The 18,383-nt window shown below is 56.8% G+C and carries 19 protein-coding genes and 2 tRNA genes; 13 read left to right on the top strand and 8 right to left on the bottom strand.

Annotated features, from left to right (window positions below):
* Positions 1-14 precede the first annotated feature (14 nt).
* Positions 15-512 carry an Lrp/AsnC family transcriptional regulator gene (locus IE102_RS05455; protein ID WP_189485407.1) on the bottom strand — a complete coding sequence of 166 codons (498 nt, stop codon included), beginning with the start codon at positions 510-512 and terminating at the stop codon, positions 15-17.
* A 178-nt stretch (positions 513-690) separates the two neighbouring features.
* On the opposite strand from IE102_RS05455, the gene IE102_RS05450 reads away from it, so the two are divergent.
* The 10 genes from IE102_RS05450 to IE102_RS05405 all read left to right on the top strand — a co-directional run bounded on the left by IE102_RS05450 (position 691) and on the right by IE102_RS05405 (position 9,902).
* Positions 691-1,710, top strand: coding sequence for a glycosyltransferase (locus IE102_RS05450; protein WP_189485406.1), 1,020 nt, complete (start codon positions 691-693; stop codon positions 1,708-1,710).
* Positions 1,711-1,838: 128 nt separating this feature from the next.
* Positions 1,839-1,915 (top strand) — tRNA-Met (locus IE102_RS05445).
* Between the two features lie 304 nt (positions 1,916-2,219).
* Positions 2,220-2,729, top strand: a complete 510-nt coding sequence (locus tag IE102_RS05440) for a hypothetical protein (protein ID WP_189485405.1) — start codon at positions 2,220-2,222, stop codon at positions 2,727-2,729.
* Positions 2,729-2,962, top strand: coding sequence for a helix-turn-helix domain-containing protein (locus IE102_RS05435; protein WP_189485404.1), 234 nt, complete (start codon positions 2,729-2,731; stop codon positions 2,960-2,962). Before IE102_RS05440 ends, IE102_RS05435 begins: the two co-directional genes overlap by 1 nt.
* On the top strand, positions 2,959-3,960 hold the full coding sequence (locus tag IE102_RS05430) for a TraB/GumN family protein (RefSeq protein WP_189485403.1): 1,002 nt from the start codon (positions 2,959-2,961) through the stop codon (positions 3,958-3,960). Before IE102_RS05435 ends, IE102_RS05430 begins: the two co-directional genes overlap by 4 nt.
* Before the next feature lie 138 nt (positions 3,961-4,098).
* Entirely contained in the window at positions 4,099-4,389 is a 291-nt protein-coding gene (gene groES, locus IE102_RS05425; protein WP_189485402.1) for a co-chaperone GroES, read from the top strand.
* A gap of 99 nt (positions 4,390-4,488) precedes the next feature.
* Positions 4,489-6,135: a chaperonin GroEL gene (groL, locus tag IE102_RS05420; RefSeq protein ID WP_189485401.1), complete on the top strand. Its 1,647-nt coding sequence runs from the start codon at positions 4,489-4,491 to the stop codon at positions 6,133-6,135.
* Between the two features lie 190 nt (positions 6,136-6,325).
* The gene (locus IE102_RS05415; RefSeq protein ID WP_189485400.1) at positions 6,326-6,496 is read left to right on the top strand and encodes a hypothetical protein; all 171 of its coding nucleotides are present in this window, start codon (positions 6,326-6,328) and stop codon (positions 6,494-6,496) included.
* A gap of 136 nt (positions 6,497-6,632) precedes the next feature.
* Positions 6,633-9,086, top strand: a complete 2,454-nt coding sequence (locus IE102_RS05410) for a PhoX family protein (RefSeq protein WP_189485399.1) — start codon at positions 6,633-6,635, stop codon at positions 9,084-9,086.
* A 123-nt stretch (positions 9,087-9,209) separates the two neighbouring features.
* Entirely contained in the window at positions 9,210-9,902 is a 693-nt protein-coding gene (locus IE102_RS05405) for a peptidylprolyl isomerase (RefSeq protein ID WP_189485398.1), read from the top strand.
* Positions 9,903-9,911: 9 nt separating this feature from the next.
* Here the strand turns inward: IE102_RS05405 and IE102_RS05400 are convergent, their stop codons facing one another.
* The 4 genes from IE102_RS05400 to IE102_RS05385 form a co-directional block, all read right to left on the bottom strand.
* On the bottom strand, positions 9,912-10,682 hold the full coding sequence (locus tag IE102_RS05400; protein WP_189485397.1) for a metallophosphoesterase family protein: 771 nt from the start codon (positions 10,680-10,682) through the stop codon (positions 9,912-9,914).
* Positions 10,679-11,599 (bottom strand): diacylglycerol/lipid kinase family protein, encoded by a 921-nt coding sequence (locus IE102_RS05395; protein WP_189485396.1) that lies wholly within the window; start codon positions 11,597-11,599, stop codon positions 10,679-10,681. The genes IE102_RS05400 and IE102_RS05395 overlap by 4 nt, the downstream gene beginning before the upstream one ends.
* 68 nt (positions 11,600-11,667) lie before the next feature.
* A complete protein-coding gene (locus IE102_RS05390) occupies positions 11,668-12,222 on the bottom strand; it encodes a lipocalin family protein (protein ID WP_229807572.1) in 555 nt (184 codons plus the stop codon).
* A gap of 51 nt (positions 12,223-12,273) precedes the next feature.
* The gene (locus tag IE102_RS05385; RefSeq protein ID WP_189485395.1) at positions 12,274-12,705 is read right to left on the bottom strand and encodes a response regulator; all 432 of its coding nucleotides are present in this window, start codon (positions 12,703-12,705) and stop codon (positions 12,274-12,276) included.
* Positions 12,706-12,914: 209 nt separating this feature from the next.
* Between IE102_RS05385 and IE102_RS05380 the strand changes: the two genes are divergently transcribed.
* Positions 12,915-13,118, top strand: a complete 204-nt coding sequence (locus IE102_RS05380; protein ID WP_189485394.1) for a hypothetical protein — start codon at positions 12,915-12,917, stop codon at positions 13,116-13,118.
* A gap of 150 nt (positions 13,119-13,268) precedes the next feature.
* Here IE102_RS05380 and IE102_RS05375 read toward each other — a convergent pair whose 3' ends face one another.
* A complete protein-coding gene (locus tag IE102_RS05375) occupies positions 13,269-14,024 on the bottom strand; it encodes an EF-hand domain-containing protein (RefSeq protein WP_189485393.1) in 756 nt (251 codons plus the stop codon).
* A 310-nt stretch (positions 14,025-14,334) separates the two neighbouring features.
* Between IE102_RS05375 and IE102_RS05370 the strand changes: the two genes are divergently transcribed.
* A complete protein-coding gene (locus IE102_RS05370) occupies positions 14,335-14,991 on the top strand; it encodes an EF-hand domain-containing protein (protein WP_189485392.1) in 657 nt (218 codons plus the stop codon).
* A gap of 313 nt (positions 14,992-15,304) precedes the next feature.
* Positions 15,305-16,066: a prephenate dehydrogenase gene (locus IE102_RS05365; protein WP_189485391.1), complete on the top strand. Its 762-nt coding sequence runs from the start codon at positions 15,305-15,307 to the stop codon at positions 16,064-16,066.
* On the opposite strand, the gene IE102_RS05360 is transcribed toward IE102_RS05365, so the two are convergent.
* Positions 16,063-17,922 (bottom strand): cation:proton antiporter domain-containing protein, encoded by a 1,860-nt coding sequence (locus IE102_RS05360; protein ID WP_189485390.1) that lies wholly within the window; start codon positions 17,920-17,922, stop codon positions 16,063-16,065. The genes IE102_RS05365 and IE102_RS05360 overlap by 4 nt on opposite strands.
* A 273-nt stretch (positions 17,923-18,195) precedes the next feature.
* Positions 18,196-18,272: transfer RNA gene (locus IE102_RS05355), tRNA-Arg, on the bottom strand.
* Positions 18,273-18,383 lie beyond the last annotated feature (111 nt).

Below are 18,383 nucleotides of genomic sequence, written 5' to 3'. Positions count from 1 at the left end.
ATTCCAATCTAGTTTTACGAATTCGTCATACGGTCACCGATCACCAGCTTGAGCGGTACCGCCGTAGTGGTTTTAATGGACCTGACAATGATCCGGCTTTCAACTGAAGACACCAAATCGGAGGCAAGCAACTGATCCCGCAGGAAGTCGTCATAAGCATGCATGTCGCGTGTCATGATCCGCAGCATATAGTCTTCGCGGCCCGTGACCGTGGCGCACGACACCACTTCCGGCCATTTGTCGAGATTGGCCTCAAACGCCTCAAGGTTCTCGCGCGACGGCACCGACAACTTAATGCCGGCATAGACCTCAAAGCCCAGCCCCAGTTTTTCCGGATCAAGCACGGTGACGCGCTTTTTGATCACGCCGATGTCTTCCAGCCGCTTGATGCGCCGCCAGCATGGCGACGGCGACAACCCGACCTTTTCAGCGATTTCAGCCACCGACAGACTGGCGTCTTCCTGAATGAGATCAAGAATTCTGGCATCCAGCTCGTCAATATTATCGGACAACTTATTTTCTCCCAGGGGCAAAAACCGATAAAGTTTTCCTAAAACAGGGGCGTTTTTGCTAATATCTACCTAGTACATCCCTAAAGCCGCGCCAAGTCATGAAAAACGGTTAATGCGCAAAAATATGGATTTCCGAAGAAAACCGTCCTATCACCAGCGATTAGAAACGGAAGACAACATGCGCATACTTAATCTCATGCTGGCTAAAGGCCGTGGCGGTCTGGAGACCATGGCCGTGCGCTACCATCAGGCCCTGCTGGCTGCCGGTCATGAGGCCATGAGCCTTGGCCATCCGCAGGGCGAACTGGCGCGCCTAACAGCCCCCTTTGCGCCCATTGTCTCGCATTTCAGCCATGACCCGTTGGCTGCCCTTGCCGTGCGTCGTCACGTCTCGCAGTTTCAGCCTGACCTGATCCTGTGTCACGGTAACCGCGCCATCGCCACCGCCGTTCACCCCCTAAGCGGCGGGGCGGGTAAGACTGTCGCGATCGTCCATAATTTTCGCTTCAAACGCGATATCGCCAGGGCCCGCGCCGCCCTGACCGTCAGCCGCGCCGTGCGTGACGCCCTGCACAAAGCGCACCCGTTGCTTAAGATTTTCGACATGCCTAACTTCGCGCCACTGGAGGCCCGTCCGGTCAAGCCCGCCCCCAAAGGCGTGCCGGTCATCGGCGCGCTGGGGCGGCTGCATGTCAATAAGGGCTTTGATATCCTGCTTGAGGCGGTGGCTGAGTTGGTGCGCGGCGGACGTGAGGTGCGGGTACGTATCGCCGGAGACGGGCCGGAAAAAGTCGCGCTTGAAGCCCAAACCACCGCCCTTGGCCTTAATGATCGAGTTGAATTTTGCGGCTGGGTGGATAGCCCTGCCGATTATCTGTCGGGGCTTGATCTGTTTGTCCTGTCATCAAGGGTCGAACCCTTCGGCCTTGTGGTGACCGAAGCTATGGCCGCAGGCGTGCCCGTCGTCTCGTTCGATATCGACGGCCCGCGTGAGATTTTGCAGCCCACAGGTTCTGCCCCGCTTGGTGGGCTGTGCGCAGCGCAGGATGCGGGCGATCTGGCTCAGGCCATAAATGCCGCGATTGATGACTGGCCCGCCACCCTTGCCCGCGCTGAAGCGGCGCGCATGGCGGCGCTTGAAACCTATGGTCAGGACGCGGGGGCGGCACGTCTTTCACAGATATTATCGTCGCTTTGACAAATATTTCGGCCCTTTGCGAAAATCCGCCAAAATCGACTTGATGCCACCGGCCTTATTGGTTATAGGCGTGGCCCTTCCCCAAAGGCGTTGACTACTCCGCCGTGAAGGGCAAGGACAGAACCCGTGGTTGGGTAGCTCAGATGGTTAGAGCGGTGGATTCATAACCCACAGGTCGGCGGTTCGATCCCGCCTCCAACCACCACTTCTCTCTAATGTAATTTTGCAATCGGCAGGCCGTCAAGGCGCCCTCGTATAACCTGCGGAATTACTGCGTCTTTTTCTTTGCATCGGGTTATTCTGAAATCAGCCCCACCAAAAGGCTAAGACGCATCTACAATAAGCTTCTGCAAATGCCTTGACTTTAAGTTTTATATAAATTTATATACATATAAGATAAATACATTCTGCCAGCCCGGTGCTATTCCTTATGGCGCAGCAGGGGCAGGCGTTGAAATCGGAAATGGACAGCTTTGTCTAATCGAAAACACCATCGCACGGAGGACATCATGAAAAAACTATCGAATGTCGCGTACTGGCCGCTAAAGCTGATGGTGGGTTTACCGCTGACGGTATTTGCCATTGCGACCGTGGTTCAGTTGCCCAAGGTATGGAGCCTGCTGGGCGGCGATCCGCACATTATCGGGCTGGCGCTGGTTCAGGGCGGATTACCGCTGCTGCCGTTTTGTCTATATGCCATGGCCATCTGGTTTGCCGCCGATATGGTGGCGCGCATCATCCCCGGCCAGCCGCTGGAGCCGATCCTGATCAAAGGTTTAAAACGCAGCGGCCTGTGGCTGGGCGCAGGCTCCATAGCGCTATATGTGCGTTCAAGTGCATGGGCCTGGCACACTATATATGGCAACCACGGTTCGCAGCCCCTGGGCACGGCCAACTATACGCTGTTTGCCACGGTCACGCTGTTGGTCGGTCTTATTCTCTATAATCTTTCGGCGCGAATCCACTATATTCACGCCCAGCGCGACGCCCTGAAAACCGAACTGGACAGCTTTATCTGATGCCCGTCCGTGTAACGCTTGATGTCATGCTGGCACGCCGAAAGATGCGCGCCAAAGATCTGGCCGCACAGGTCGGCATATCGGAAACTCAGATGTCACTGCTGCGCACGGGTAAGGTCAAGGGCATGCGGTTTGATACCCTGTCGAAGATTTGCCTGCTGCTGGGATGTCAGCCCGGCGACATACTGGAATATGATGCCCGTGAAAGTGATTTAACCACTGGCATAGAGTGACGCCCTATTCCGGTCACGGTTTTGGCGACTATATTGTAGCCATGACCAAAGCCCTGCTCATCGCTGCCGCCCTTATGACGCTACCGCTTACTGCCCCTGCGCAGGAAACCGTATCAGCGCCCGAATTTGCTCAGGACGGCGCCGAATGGATCACCGAAGTCACGGTCACCGCCAACCTGCCGGGCCCGGCGATGTGGCGCGTCAAAAAAGACGACTCTGAGGTCTATATCCTTGGTGCTATGCCGGTGATGGTTAAGCGCATCCCGTGGGATGATGCCCGCATCCGCCGGGTGTTGAAACAGTCCAACGTCCTGTTGACCGCCCCCGAAGCCGAAGTCGGTCTGATCGGCCTGACCAAGCTTCAGATGAACAAGCGCCTGCCGATGGGGAAAAAGCTGGACGAAGTTCTGCCGGCTGATGTGTCGAAGCGGTTCTATGCGCTGGCGGATGCTCATGGTCTTGATCGCGACAAGTATAAGAAGGCCTCGCCGTTGTGGGCGGCGGCGGCCCTGCGCGCGGACATCTATGAAAAAGCCCAGATCGCCACGCTTGATCCTGAGAAAACTCTGAAACGGTTTGCCAAAGAGGATCAGCTAAAGACCCGACCGACCGGTTCCTATAGTGCGGCCAAGATCATCTCGCGCGTCGGTCAGTTCTCCACGGCACAGGAAATGTCCTGCGTGCGCGCCACGCTCGATGAGATTGAATTTTCCACAAAGAATGCCCGCGCAGCGACTGAGGCGTGGGGACGCGGCGACCTGAAAACCGTGCAGCGCCTGTCGCCGGATTCTGCGCTGCTAGCCTGCCTTGAAGGGGCCCCCTCAACCTCGGCCATGCTTGGGCGCACCATCGATCAGACCGTGGGATCGATAAATAAGGCCCTTGAGACACCCGGAAAATCGGTCATCGTCCTGCCGCTCAGCGCGCTCCTGTCGCAAGGCGGCGCCTTGCAAAAACTAAAAGCGCAGGGTCTGGAAATCACCGAACCCGCGCTTTAACCCTGAATAAAAAAATTCACACGAAATCACGACATCGCGCCTTGACTCTGCCCGTTGGCGGACCTACCTCAAGGGCGCGTTAGCACTCACGCACGTCGAGTGCTAACAGACCTTTCATTAATGAATCGGAGACATCTCATGAGCTTTCGTCCGCTGGGCGACCGCGTTGTGGTCAAAAGAGTAGAAGAAGAAGCCAAGACCAAGGGTGGGATCATCATCCCCGATACCGCTAAGGAAAAGCCGCAAGAAGGCGAAGTCGTCTCGGTCGGCCCTGGTGCCCGTAACGACAAGGGCGACATCGTCGCTCTGGAAGTCAAGGCTGGCGACCGCGTTCTGTTCGGTAAATGGGGCGGCACCGAAGTCAAGATCGACGGCGAAGACCTGCTGATCCTAAAAGAATCCGACATCTTGGGCATTGTGAACCGCTAGTTTTAGCGCACCGCTTGCCCCCTCCGGCCAGACAAGCTGGCCACCTCCCCCGTAAACAGGGGAGGAGATAATTCACGCAACCAACCTAGGAACACTAAAATGGCTGCTAAAGACGTATTATTTGCTTCCGACGCGCGCGATAAGATTTTGCGCGGCGTCAACATCCTCGCCAACGCTGTGAAGGTAACGCTCGGCCCCAAGGGTCGTAACGTGATCCTCGAAAAATCCTTCGGCGCACCGCGTTCGACCAAGGACGGCGTTTCGGTCGCCAAGGAAATCGAACTGGCTGACCGTTTCGAGAACCTCGGCGCTCAGTTGATCCGCGAAGTCGCGTCCAAGACCAACGACAAGGCCGGTGACGGCACCACGACCGCGACCGTTCTGGCGCAAGCCATTGCCGTCGAAGGCCTGAAATCCGTCGCTTCGGGCCGTAACCCGATGGACTTAAAGCGCGGCATCGATAAGGCCGTCATCATCGCCGTTGCCCAGATCAAGGCTTCGTCTAAGAAGGTCACCACCAACGCTGAAATCGCACAAGTCGGCACCATTTCGGCCAACGGCGACAAAGAAGTCGGCGAAATGATCGCTAAGGCGATGGAAAAAGTCGGCAACGAAGGCGTCATCACTGTTGAAGAAGCCAAGACTGCCGAAACCGAACTGGATGTCGTCGAAGGCATGCAGTTTGACCGCGGCTACCTGTCGCCTTACTTCATCACTAACCCTGACAAGATGGAAGCGGTCCTCGAAGACCCTTACATCCTGATCTTCGACAAGAAGATCTCGTCGCTGCAACCGATCCTGCCGGTCCTCGAAGCCGTTGTCCAATCGGGCAAGCCTTTGCTGATCGTCGCCGAAGACGTTGAAGGCGAAGCACTGGCTACCCTGGTGGTCAACCGTCTGCGTGGCGGCCTGCGCGTAGCAGCTGTTAAGGCCCCTGGCTTCGGTGATCGCCGTAAGGCCATGCTGGAAGACATCGCCATCCTCACCGCCGGTCAAGTAATCAGCGAAGACATTGGTATCAAGCTGGAGTCCGTCACGCTCGACATGCTCGGCAAGGCCAAGAAGGTCACGATCACCAAGGACAACACCACCATCGTTGATGGCGCCGGTGAAAAGTCCGAGATCGAGGGCCGCGTCGCTCAGATCAAGACCCAGATCGAAGAAACCACCTCTGACTACGACAAGGAAAAGCTGCAAGAGCGTCTGGCGAAGCTCGCCGGTGGTGTTGCCGTGATCCGCGTCGGTGGTTCGACCGAAGTCGAAGTTAAGGAAAAGAAGGACCGCGTCGATGACGCCCTGAACGCAACCCGCGCCGCCGTTGACGAAGGCATCGTCCCCGGTGGTGGTACGGCGCTGCTTAAGGCTTCGCTGGCCCTGACCGACCTTAAGGGTGACAATGATGACCAGACGGCCGGCATCAACATCGTCCGTCGCGCCCTGCAGGCCCCGATCCGTCAGATCGTGGAAAATGCTGGTGTCGAAGGCTCGATCGTTGTCGGTAAGGTGCTGGACAATGCTTCGCCAACCTTCGGCTTCAACGCTCAGACCGAACAGTATGTTGACCTCGTCGCTGACGGCGTGATCGACCCTGCCAAGGTTGTGCGCACAGCTCTGCAAGACGCGGCGTCCGTGTCCGGCCTGCTGATCACCACCGAAGCGGCTGTGGTCGAGTCCCCTAAGAAGGAATCGGCAGCGCCTCAAATGGGCGGCGGCGGCATGGGCGGTATGGGTGGTATGGATTTCTAATCCACGCCGTCGTAAGCCAAATGTTACAGAGAGAGAGCGGGTCGAAAGGCCCGCTCTTTTTTATGTAATTAATATTAAAATTTGAAAATCCATTCGCAATTGTTGAGTTAAATAATAATACAATTTTGCATAGAAACCTTATTATAATTTCGTCATAATTGATACGTTATTCAAATAAAGGATTACGATCATGACATTTGATTTTTCAAAGATTGATATAGAAACCCTCTATATTTACTGCGAGCGTATATTTACTATGGATAAACATTCCGACCTCGATCTGTCGCTCGCGAAAGCCGAGTTGCGACCCGCCATTGCCGCCGCCGCGATCCATCATCCCAAATTCAACCAATTCCAATAATTGCGGTTTCACGCTCCGGCGTTAAGCTCTGAATCCTAAATCATCGCCATCTGTCACAAAACAAATACAGACCTGGTAAAAGACCTACACACAACAGGGCCATTAATTACCTTTCATATCTTTATGGAGGGGCGCTGTGTCCGATATCAAACTTACCGGCCGTCATGATGACGGCGATTTTCAGTTAAATACATCGAACAACCCAAGCCTGAGCGATGTTATCGAACAGCGTAACTCCCGCCGCCAGATTCTGGGCGGTATGGCCTCAGTTGCCGCCCTGTTTGGCCTGAGCGCCTGCGGCAGCGACAATGACGACAAGGCCCCTCTGGCCGTAGTATCGGCGGGTGGCGCAGGCGCCACCACTTCCGGCCGCATGGTCACCCTGACCGGCACAGCATCCGGCTCCTCCAGCGTTGCATGGTCTCAAGTGTCGGGTCCTGCGGTTACGCTCACCGGCGCTGATACCGCCACCGCCACCTTCATGGCCCCCAGCGTCACCGCCGCCACCCCGCTGGTGTTCAGCTTTACGGCTAAGAACGCCGCTGGCTTTCCGTCATCGGCCAACGCGACCGTAACCGTCAGCCCAGCCGCCCTCGGCTTTACCGCCGTTTCAAAGAACAAGAACGATATCGTCACCGTCCCCGAAGGCTATACGGTGTCGGTGCTTTATCGTCTGGGTGACCCGATCCTGGCCGGCGTCGCCGCCTATGCCAATAACGGCACTGACACCAACTTTGCCGGTCGCGCCGGCGATCACCACGACGGCATGGCTTACTTCGGTCTGGCCGCTACGGGTGCGACCCGCGATGACAACAGCTCGACCCGCGGGCTTTTGGTCATGAACCATGAAAACATCACCGCACCGTACCTGCACGTGAACGGCGTTACCGCCGGGGCCACACGTCTGGAATCCGAGGCCATCAAGGAAATCGAATGTCACGGCGTCGCTGTGGTCGAAGTGACCCGCGCGACAACGGGTGGCTGGAGCTATGTTCAGGGTGGCGCGCTCAACCGCCGTGTTACACCGCTGACGCCGATGGTGTTCAATGGCCCGGTGCGCGGCGATGATCAGATCAAGACCGTCTATTCGGCAAACGGCACGGCCGGTCGCGGCACGATCAACAACTGCGCCAACGGCGTCAATGCCTGGGGCACCTACCTGACCTGCGAAGAAAACTGGGCCGGTTACTTCCGCCGCGCCGCTGGTGACAACGCCAACCGCACCGCCAAGCAAGTTGTGGCCTTTAACCGTTACGGCGTGACGCAAGGCGCTGCCGGCGCCAATAACTGGGCCAGCGTCACCGCTGCCAATGCCGCTGATCAAGCTAATTTCTCAAAGTGGAACGTCACGGTCGACACCACCAAAGCGGCTGATGGCACCGGTGATTACCGCAATGAAGCCAATCAGTACGGCTGGGTCGTAGAAATCGATCCGTATAATGCCAGCGCCACCCCGCGTAAGCGCACCGCTCTGGGCCGTATGGGCCACGAAGGCGCCTGGCCCGCCAACTTCGTCGCCGGTCGTAAGCCGGTGTTTTACATGGGCGACGATTCCCGCGGCGAATATTTCTATAAGTTCGTATCAAACACCCCTTGGAACGCTGCCGATGCCAACGCCACCGATCATCTGGCGGTTGGTGACAAGTACCTCGATAACGGCACGCTCTATGTCGCCCGCTTCGATGCCACTGGTCAGGGCGTGTGGCTGCCGCTGGTCTTCGGCACCGGTGTACTGACCGCTGCCAATCCGACCTACGCCTTCGCCAATCAGGCCGATGTGCTGATCAACACCCGTCTGGCCGCCGACGTGCTGGGTGCGACCAAGATGGATCGCCCGGAATGGGCCGCCGTCAACCCCGCTAATGGCGAGGTTTACCTGACCCTGACCAACAACAATGCGTCGAACCGTCCGCTGGCTGGTACCAACGCTGCCAATCCGCGTCACTATAATGATCCGGTAGGGGCTGCGAACAACTTCGGCAACCCGAATGGTCATGTGGTCCGCCTCAAGGAAGCCGGCAATAACCCCGAAGCCACCACCTTCCAGTGGGATATCTACCTGTTCGGAGCCGGTGCCGATCTGGACGCCACCAACATCAATATCTCCGGTCTTGATACCAGCAACGATTTCTCCAGCCCCGACGGACTGTGGTTCTCGCGCCCATCCAATGCCGGCGGCCTGGTTAATCCGCTGCTGTGGATTCAAACCGATGACGGTGCCTATACGGACGTGACGAACTGCATGATGCTGGCGGCCATGCCGGGCACGGTCGGCGATGGCGCCGCGCGCACCATCACCAATACCGGCACCGGTGGCGCTACCGCCACGCAGGCAACCTTTGTGGGTAAGGCACCGGGCATGCAGCTTCGCCGCTTCCTGGTCGGCCCAAAGGAATGTGAGATCACCGGCATCGACTCGACGCCGGATGGCCGCACCCTGTTCGTCAACATCCAGCATCCGGGCGAGTTGGGCTCACCGAACACACCGACTTCCAACTGGCCCTACAGCCAGTCGGGTACGGCGGCGGGTCGTCCGCGCTCGGCCACGGTTGTCATCACCAAGAACGACGGCGGTGTTGTCGCTCTGTAAGGGGTGAACCTGAAACCAGTCTGAAAAGCGCGGGTCATAAGATCCGCGCTTTTTTATTGGCTAATGGCTTGCCAAGCCGCCAAGGAATTTTGATACTCCGCTAAATTACGGAGCAGGAACGGGATGAGACGTCATTTTCTTTTGGGAGCGCTGGGGATTGTGGGTGCGGGTTTGAGCGCCTGTTTCCAGCCGCCGGAAGCCCCGAAAAAGCCGGGGCCCAGTAAACCGGCCGTCATGCCGACACCACCACTACCGCCCCCTCCGCCGGTTTTGCCTGATGTCACGACTGTGGCGCTTGAAACCTCAAAAGGCGAAATCGTCATTGAGCTTTACGGCAAAAAGGCCCCGATCACAGTCGCCAATTTCCTGCGCTACGTCGATTCCGGTAAATTCGAGGGCGCTAACTTTTGGCGGGCCATGAAGGCCCACAACGGCGGCTTTGTGCAGGCTACCGCCAACGGCCACAAGTTCGCGCCTATCGCCCATGAATCGACCAAAATGACCGGGCTTAGCCACACAGACGGCACGATTTCGATGGCGCGCTATGATGTTGGCACGGCCTCAAACGGCTTTACCATCTCGGTTGGCGACATGACCTATATGGACGCTGGCAAGGATGATCCGGACGGTTTCGCCGCCTTCGGTAAGGTCACCAAGGGCATTGAAGTGGTCAAAAAAATCCTGAACGGCAAGATCACCACACAGAAGTTTGAAAGCGGCTGGGATGGGCAAATGCTGGCCGAACCGGTCACCATCCTGTCGGCCAAACGTATTGATGGCTCAAAGCCGCCTGCGCCGGTTACCACGCCGGATTAGGTTGAAGGCCTATTTGCTATGACTCATAGCCTCAAAAATCGTGAATTGCCCCTTGTCATATCTGAGCATATCGATACGCACGCTGGTCGGCGCGAAATTCAGGATATTAAAGCCGTGCGGCTGCCTGCGTATCCGGTGGGACATGCCGGTCGAGGCATTAAGAAACAGGGTCGTGTGGCCATCCATGACACGCGGCTCAATATAGGCATGATGCTGATGTCCGGCCAGCACGACATCGACCCGCGCTTCGTCCACAGCGGATAAAAACCGCCTGACATTATAGAGGCTGACATCCAGCGGGAAGTCTTTTGAGTTCATAGCCGGATGATGGACGGTAACCACCCGCCACGGCGCATTTGAGGCGGCAAAGGTGCGTTTGATATCACGGCACTGGGTGCGGCTGATCGAGCCATTGGCCCAGTTCCAGTGCGGCAGAATCATACGGGCCGAATTGATGCCCTTAACCTGCACCAGCGCCGATTGAAACTGCGGGTTCAGTTCCTGAGCGATGAAGCGCTTATAGCGGCTAAACGGGCTTATGAAGCGTGTCAGATCCATACCCGGCAGGTCGTGATTACCGGGGATGCACAATAGCGGACAGGTCAGGCGCGAAAAGAAGGCCCGCGCCTGCTCGAACTCATCAACCGTCGCCGACTGGGTGATATCGCCGCTGGCAATCACCAGATCAAGCTCGGACCCATTCAGATGCGCCAGCAGTGCATCGCGCACCTCATCTTCGTGGGCCCCGAAATGCAGGTCGGAAATATGGGCTATCTTCATGCCGCCTCCGCATCCTGGGGCAACGGGACCAACATTTGAATATGGCGCGGCTTAATCGTGAATACGAGCGGTGTCATCAGTTCCGCGACTTCGCCGTCAATCGACACCAGTTCCTTTTTACGGTGAGTGGTGAGCGTCATGCGCTTACCGACCTGTTCGGACATATCGGGGTCTTTCAGCCAGTTCCCCACTATCAGCCGCAGCAACAGTCGTAAATGCGACAGACGCGACTTAGTGGTCGAGGCATAGATGGCCAGTTCGCCGCCTTGCAGAGACTGGCGCTTAAAATTGCTTTCGGTCCAGCTTGTGGTTTCGGCAAAGCGGTTGTTGGAGATCACCACGGCGGCCGCCCGGAACTTCAGCCGCGCCCCGTCGATCTGAAGCCTGATGCGCTGGCGTTTGTTCTTATCCAGATGATCAACCACAAACAGAAACAGGCGCGGAATCAGCAGGAAATTATAGCGGGTGCGGTTTTCTTCGCGAAACACCGACGCCTGCGGCATGGTGCCGATACTGGCGCAGCACAGGAAAATCTCGCCATTGACGAAGCCTGCATCAACATCCTGAATCTCGTGACCTTCGCCGTAGGCTGAAAGTGCCGCCTGAAGCGAATTGAGGTTCAGATCCTTAGCCATCAGGTTCATGGTGCCGAACGGCAAAACGCCAAAGGCTTTTTTCTTACCCACCAGAGCGGCCGCCGTTTCGCGGATGGTACCATCGCCCCCGCCGATCAGCAGCGGGGCATCTGACTTGGCCATCCGCATTAGCGTTTGCGCCATATCTTCGGGCTCACAGAAACACAGTTCCGCAACCGTGATGCCGCTGGCCTCAATCGCGCTCTCAATCGCAGGCTGACCCATATTGAGTACCGTGCCGGAGCGGTTATTGATGAGTATGTTGTAGCCGATATCAGCCATGATGCCCCTCTATTAACAAAGGGTACAGTGGCCCACCCATATGCAAAGATTCAATTAGGCGCGACGTGTCAGTGCTTAACCAAACGGATCAGCGCGGTGTCATACCCAAGCTCACCCGCGCGCGTGAAAAGCGTGTTGCGGTCGGCCTCAGACAGATTGGCAGTGCGGCTCAATATCCATAAATATCGCCCGGACGGCTCACCGACAATCGCCCAACTGTAATCCTCGGCCCGATCTAGCACCCAGTAATCCCCATAGAATGGGCCAAAGAACGACACCTTGAGTTTGGCATTCTGGCTGCCGTCCACAACCTTGGCCTTGCCCTTAGCGGTGGAGACGGGGCCGTCGACGGCGCCTTTGTGGCAGGTGTTGACCACCTCAATCTTACCATCCGGTAAGGGGCCATACCGCGCCGTGACCGCTTCACAGCCCTTTTCAAAGCCGTTTTCATAACGGCCGATTTCATACCACAGGCCTTGATAGCGGGCGATATCGACGACCTTGGCGGGCGGCGGCACAGCCGTATTCCCCACCGGCCCGCGCGACAGGGTCGAACAGCCACTTACCAGCATCGCCGCGCCCAACAATGCAGCGGGCATGATTACACTCATAGCTTTGCGCATGATTATATCTCCTGATGATTTATTCGTTGGGATGACCGGATCGGTTCACATTCAGGCCGATTTTGGCAACATACGCAGCAAGGCCAGCATATCGCCCAGGACATCGAAATTGACCGGCTTAACCAGATGCAGATCAAAACCCGCCTCGGCGGTTTTACGGCGCATGGCGTCATCGCCCCAGCCGGTCTGGGCTATAATTTTCACGCTGCGGGTTTCTGGTGCGGCGCGTAAGCCCTGACAGACCGCAATGCCATCCATGCCCGGCATACCGATATCGAGCAGGATCACTTCGGGCCTGAACTCACGCGCGATCTGCAGGGCGGTCGGACCATCATAGCAGGCCACAACTTCATCGCCCCAGCCCTCGATCGCCCATTTCAGTGTCATAGCCGACTGACGATTATCATCGACCACCAGAACCCGCAGACCGTTCTCAGCCACACCTTCGGGCCATGCCGCATCATTCGCTACACTTACGTTCATCAACCTAACCAAAGCCTTATCCGTCGCGTCCCTGCCATAGCGACACGGGATCACTTAGACGCCTGCCCATAAAAAATCAGTAGGGTAGCCCGACTTTGGCCGAAATTTTATCTTACTGACATTTTTGCGCGCCGCTTATAAGTTTTAACGTCCCGGAAATGACGTTTTGATAAGCTGCGTGCGCGTTAATTCAAATCACGGTCTGGCCTATGTCGTTTTTGTCCCGCCTTTATATGCCCAAAAAACTGATGATCGCCGCCTGGGTCATGGTCGCGACCCTGTCCCTTGCCATGATGGCTCAGTATTTTTGGGCCGTGGACACGATCCGCTACGTGATGACGGTGGTTTACTATCTGCTGCTCGATTATGCTTGGGCCAATATCCGTCGCGAATGGCAAAGGCTTGAGGATTAGGCTGCAACCTTCCGCAAAAAAACGAGCCGTTCTGGCTCGTTTTCGCTTTATAGACGCGCATTGAATCCAAAACCGCTGCACACTTTTGGCATGCGCTTAGTAGTCGCGCATTGTTTCCAAAAACCGCTGCACACTTTTTGGCATGCGCTTTTACGCCGCCACCGATGTGGTCGATGTCTGCTTTGTACCTTCTGACAGAGCCTGATAGACCGAGGTCATCCACTGGGCGGTCAGGTTCGCAATTTTAGACGCCGTTTCATCGCTTGTACTCGTGACGGCTTCGGTCGATGTCGCGGATGTGGCCTCAGTTACTTGGGGCGGGGGCCCCTTCGGCGGACCGTTAGCCTTCATAGTCTCGTCGAAGGCGGTTTTTTCGTCCTCAGTTACCGAACCATCGCCGTCGGCATCCATGTGACTGAACAGTTCCTCAATCATGGATGTGTCGGCACTGTCCTCAGATTCTGATGAGGCCAGCATTTCATCAAGACTAACCGTGCCGTCCTGATTGGTATCCAGCTCATCAAAGGTTTGCGGAGCTTGACCACCGCCACCACCACCGGCGGGCGGCGGGCCAGACGGACGCGTCCCTTCTTGTTGGCCAGCTTCCTGGGCCTGCAACATGCCGCCCATGGTCTCCGACGACATAGAACTGGTGAAAAACGCCAGACCTTCGTCTTCGGTGACCGAACCGTCACCGTCGGTATCCATGACCGAGAACCGGTCAGCCGCCGAAGCGCTCGCCGAAGACGATTGCGTCTTGCCTGATTTACTGGTGGCCTGCGAAGATTCCAGTTCTTCCAGGGTCATCTTGCCGTCCCCGTCGGCATCAATACTGCTGAACAGTTTTGAATGCATCTGCGACAAATAGGTGCTGGAATAGGCAGATGTCGAACTACCGATCTGCATATGTACCTCCTTTTATAGTTTCAGCCCAATTGCTAAAACACCTAAAAAAGGCCAGCACTTACTTAACAACCTGTTGAATTAACAACAATTTCAATAACTACACAAAATTATGGCTATACACATCAATATGCAGGCAATAAGCCCCTGTTTATTACAGCGAATACATAAAAACATATCCTTATTATCCGGCAGAATTGACCGGCCTGCACATTTTTCGCCCCCGCTCTTATTATTTCCTTACGGACATCAAATCACCATGAAATCCCCGCACAGATCGGCTTAAATGCGCTTACTGATAACGGAATAACCCATGACCCGCTTTTTTCTGCTCCTACCTTTGCTGGCGCTGACGGCCCCCGCATCAGCGCAAATGCCACCCGAAGGTGGCCCTGCCCGCCCCGTAATCAATCAGATTTTCTTTAGCCCGTCGGGTGAAGTTTTTCGCGCCAAAACCCCGGCCCCCTATCCGGTCGCCGACTGGTTCAAAAAGGCCGATGCCGACGGTGATGGCAAACTGACACGGGCCGAGTACGTGGCCGACGCCAAACGCTATTTCACCGTCATCGATAAAGACGAAAATGGCGCGATCTCCTCACCGGAAAATACGCGATATGAGGAAGAATTGGCGCCTGAAATCCTGGCGCATGTGCCGATGATCACCCAACCGCCAAAAGGCCGCACCACCGACGCCGAGGGCAAGCCCCTGACCAACCAGCCCTATCAACGCCAGATCACTGGGGCCGCCCAGTTCAGCCTGATCAATGAGCCGCAGCCCGTGCGCGGCGCCGACGCCAATTTTGACTTCAAGATCACCGCCGCCGAATGGGAGGCCGCCTCTCTGGCGCGGTTCCGTCTGCTGGATAAGGACGTTGACGGCGCCCTCACCCTCGACACCCTGTCGAAGACGCCGATGCAGCAGGCCCTTGAAGCCCCCCGCGATGGCAAGGGTAAAAAACGCCGCTGGTAACCCGGCGAACCTGGCGGCAAGTAGTATTAAATGATACAACTTGCCGCCAGACAGTATTTGTCACGCTCTATATTGTTGCGCCTGCAACAAACAGGCAAAGGCGTCAAATTAGGGCGCTTTTTTGCACGCAAGAGCCGGATTTAAGGCTGCTTTTTGCAATTTAATACCGGCGTTTGGTATAAGTTTTTATGCAACCCCACGCCTTTAGTATAAAAGCTTACGCTTTCGTAAGATTTACGACCCTTTCACCTCGCCTCAACTTTGGCGATGTGTTACCAAGGCGACCCTCCTCAACTATATACGGCGGCGTTGCGTGCCTAAAAAAGTTCATAAGCTCGGTTTGTTTGGTCTCGGCGCATTTGGCCGCCTGATTGTGCGTCATCTGTCGCCTTACTTTGACATACGGGCCTATGACCCCTCCCCCGAAGCCAGGGCCTATGCCAAACGCCACAATGTCGAACTGGTCTCGTTAGAGGAAGCTGCCGCCAATAAGATCGTTATTCTGGCGACACCTATCCGCACGCTGAAAGCTTTGGCCGAACAGATCGCCCCCCACGTGCCGCTCAATGCGCTGGTCATCGATGTCGGCTCGGTCAAGGTCAACCCGGCTCAATGGCTGACCGATGCCCTGCCCAAATCGGTATGCGTCCTGTGTACCCACCCGCTGTTCGGGCCGCAGTCGGCGCGCTACGGCATCCATAATATGGAAATCGTCGTCTGCCCGGTGCGCGTGCGCCATTTGCCGCCGATTGTGAAATTCCTTGAGAAAACCCTCGACCTCAAGGTGTCAGTGACCACCCCCGAAGTGCATGACCGGGCCCTTGCCGCCGTGCAGGGCCTGACCCACCTGATCGCCAAGGTGCTCAACGGCATGGGCCCGCTGCCGACCGAACACACGACGCGTTCCTATGATTTGCTGATGCAGGGGGTCGGTCTGGTCTCCGGCGACAGTGATGAGCTGTTTATGTCGATTGAGCGCGACAACCCATTCGCGGCCGAAATCCGTAAGCGCTTTTTCCATGAGATCGACAGTTTGCGCACCCGCTTAGAAAACGGGCACGGCGCTAAGGCCTAAACCACCTTTTCCGTGGGCTTAGGCTCGCGCTTGGTTGACCGCAGCACCCTCGATGCCCGCCCTTCAGGCGCATGAGCGGCCAGACGCGCCCGGAACTCATCGCGCTTATCGTGGATCGAGGCCAGCACCAGCCCCATCGGCACCCCCAGATCAACCAGCGTGTTTTCGGCCAGTTGCAGCGACGCCTCAATGGTTTCCGGCACCGCATCGGTAACACCCAGCTCATACAACCGCTCGGCATGGTGGGCGTCCCGTGCGCGCGCGATCAGGCAGATATCATCGCGCAATGACCGCACCGCCTTGACGACATTATCGGTAAAGGCGGCGTTCGATACCGTCACTACCACGGCTTTGCGATGCTCAAGCCCCAATCGCGCCAGAAACTCGACATTGGACGCATCGCCATACCAGGTTTCAAGATGTTGCGACCGCGCCCGTGAGGTCACCCTTGGGTTCACATCGACGATCGTGAAGCTGATATTGTGCCGCCCCAGCATATCGACCACCAGTTCCCCGACACGGCCATAGCCGACCACCAGCACCTCATTGGGGACCTCAGTGATAATGTCCGGCGCTGCCGACGGTTCAGCCTCCTTTTGCGGGCTGATGCGTTTGGTAAACCGGGTCACGGTTGAGCCGATCACCGGCAGCAAAAACAGGCTGATGATTGCCGCCAGAATGATCGCCTGACCTATTTGCGGATCGATCAGGTTGCGGCCCATGCCCTCATCGATGATGACGAACGCGAACTCTCCCGCTGGCCCCAGCAGGGCAGCGACTTCAAGTGCTGCGGCCCGCGGCAGGCCATAAAGCCGCGCCAGTGGGTAAACGACCACAACCTTGAGCGCGATCAACCCGCCCGCCAGCGCCAGAACCAGTACCGGCGAGGCGAGGACCGCATCGATATCAAGCCGCGCCCCGACGGTGACAAAAAACAGCCCCAGCAGCAGCCCCTTGAACGGCTCGATCATCAACTCAATTTCGCGCCGGTATTCGGTCTCAGCCAGCAGCAGCCCGCCCACAAACGCGCCCATCGCCATGGACAAACCGGCCATGACCGCTGCCTGCCCTGACATCAGCACCACCAGCAGACAGGCTGCCATGAAGATTTCCGGGCTCTTGGTAAGCGCCGCTGATTTAAACAATGGCCGCAACAGCATCCGTCCGCCCAGCACCAAAAGCGCCATAACCACAATCGACGGGATGATGGCCAGAACCCCCTGCACCCCGGTCGGCCCGCCTTCACCGCCCGCCAGCACAATAACGGTGATCAGGATCGGTGCCACCGCCAGGTCCTGCGCCAGCAGAACCGAAAACACGCTGCGACCGGTGGCGGTGTTGAGTTTTTTCAGTTCCGCCAGCACCGGCATGACCATGGCCGTCGATGACAAGGCCAGCGCCATAGCCAGCGCGATCGCACTTTCGGGCGGGCGCTTCATCATCAGGAACAGCCCAAACAGCACCAGCGTACACAGGATGATCTGCAGCATCCCAAGGCCGAACACCATCCGCCGCATGGCCTTAAGGCGTTCCCACGTCAGTTCCAGCCCAATGGCAAACAGCAGAAACACCACGCCCAGTTCAGCCAGATTATGGATGTCTTCGGATTGGGTGACCGTAAACTTGGCCAGCACCGGCCACATGTCGGCCAGCCGACCCAGCCCGTCCGGCCCCAGAATGACGCCGACCATCAGGAAGCCCAGAACCGGCGAAATCCGAAAGCGGTTAAACAACGGCACAAACACCGCCGCCGCCGTCAGAAACACGATCCCCACGGCATATTGACCGCTGATGGCCGCGGCATGTCCAACCACCGGCGCGGCCTGCACCGTGTGGGCGAGGATATCCGAGGCCATTACGCAACCGTCCTTTTCGTCATGGGGTTGAAAATCACATTCCTGTCCCCAAAAGAAAAGCCCCTAAGCTGATCAGAGCTCAAAAAAATCACGCAAAAAGCGTACGTCCACCTAACCGGATTCAAGTGACTTTAAAAATGGAGGGTATTTTGCCGCCAAGGCCGTGCAGTACTGACGCCTACGTTTGAAAGGTCATGTTTTCAGAAGGGTGCGTATAATGACGGCATTATTCCACTAAAAAAGCCTCCCGGACGGGAGGCTTTTTTAGTGGAATGGCGCACTCGGAGCGATTCGAACGCCCGACCCTCAGATTCGTAGTCTGATGCTCTATCCAGCTGAGCTACGAGTGCGCATTTTCCTTAGCCCTAACAGGCGTACCCGTCAGAGAGGGCGGACAATTAGTCGCTTAGACGCGCAAAGGCAAGATCAAAATGACGGCGCAAGCGCTATTTTTTCGGATT

The sequence above is a fragment of the Asticcacaulis endophyticus genome (genome assembly GCF_014652575.1).
GTDB classification, from domain to species: Bacteria; Pseudomonadota; Alphaproteobacteria; order Caulobacterales; family Caulobacteraceae; genus Asticcacaulis; species Asticcacaulis endophyticus.
This window is presented reverse-complemented; position numbering and strand designations above follow the sequence as displayed.

Coding starts and splice junctions, on each gene's coding strand:
- IE102_RS05385 (WP_189485395.1), bottom strand. CDS start 12,705: ATGAACGTAAGTGTAGCGAATGATGCGGCATGGCCCGAAGGTGTGGCT.
- IE102_RS05370 (WP_189485392.1), top strand. CDS start 14,335: ATGACCCGCTTTTTTCTGCTCCTACCTTTGCTGGCGCTGACGGCCCCC.
- IE102_RS05435 (WP_189485404.1), top strand. CDS start 2,729: ATGCCCGTCCGTGTAACGCTTGATGTCATGCTGGCACGCCGAAAGATG.
- IE102_RS05400 (WP_189485397.1), bottom strand. CDS start 10,682: ATGAAGATAGCCCATATTTCCGACCTGCATTTCGGGGCCCACGAAGAT.
- IE102_RS05360 (WP_189485390.1), bottom strand. CDS start 17,922: ATGGCCTCGGATATCCTCGCCCACACGGTGCAGGCCGCGCCGGTGGTT.
- groL (WP_189485401.1), top strand. CDS start 4,489: ATGGCTGCTAAAGACGTATTATTTGCTTCCGACGCGCGCGATAAGATT.
- groES (WP_189485402.1), top strand. CDS start 4,099: ATGAGCTTTCGTCCGCTGGGCGACCGCGTTGTGGTCAAAAGAGTAGAA.
- IE102_RS05395 (WP_189485396.1), bottom strand. CDS start 11,599: ATGGCTGATATCGGCTACAACATACTCATCAATAACCGCTCCGGCACG.
- IE102_RS05390 (WP_229807572.1), bottom strand. CDS start 12,222: ATGCGCAAAGCTATGAGTGTAATCATGCCCGCTGCATTGTTGGGCGCG.
- IE102_RS05415 (WP_189485400.1), top strand. CDS start 6,326: ATGACATTTGATTTTTCAAAGATTGATATAGAAACCCTCTATATTTAC.
- IE102_RS05450 (WP_189485406.1), top strand. CDS start 691: ATGCGCATACTTAATCTCATGCTGGCTAAAGGCCGTGGCGGTCTGGAG.
- IE102_RS05375 (WP_189485393.1), bottom strand. CDS start 14,024: ATGCAGATCGGTAGTTCGACATCTGCCTATTCCAGCACCTATTTGTCG.
- IE102_RS05405 (WP_189485398.1), top strand. CDS start 9,210: ATGAGACGTCATTTTCTTTTGGGAGCGCTGGGGATTGTGGGTGCGGGT.
- IE102_RS05380 (WP_189485394.1), top strand. CDS start 12,915: ATGTCGTTTTTGTCCCGCCTTTATATGCCCAAAAAACTGATGATCGCC.
- IE102_RS05440 (WP_189485405.1), top strand. CDS start 2,220: ATGAAAAAACTATCGAATGTCGCGTACTGGCCGCTAAAGCTGATGGTG.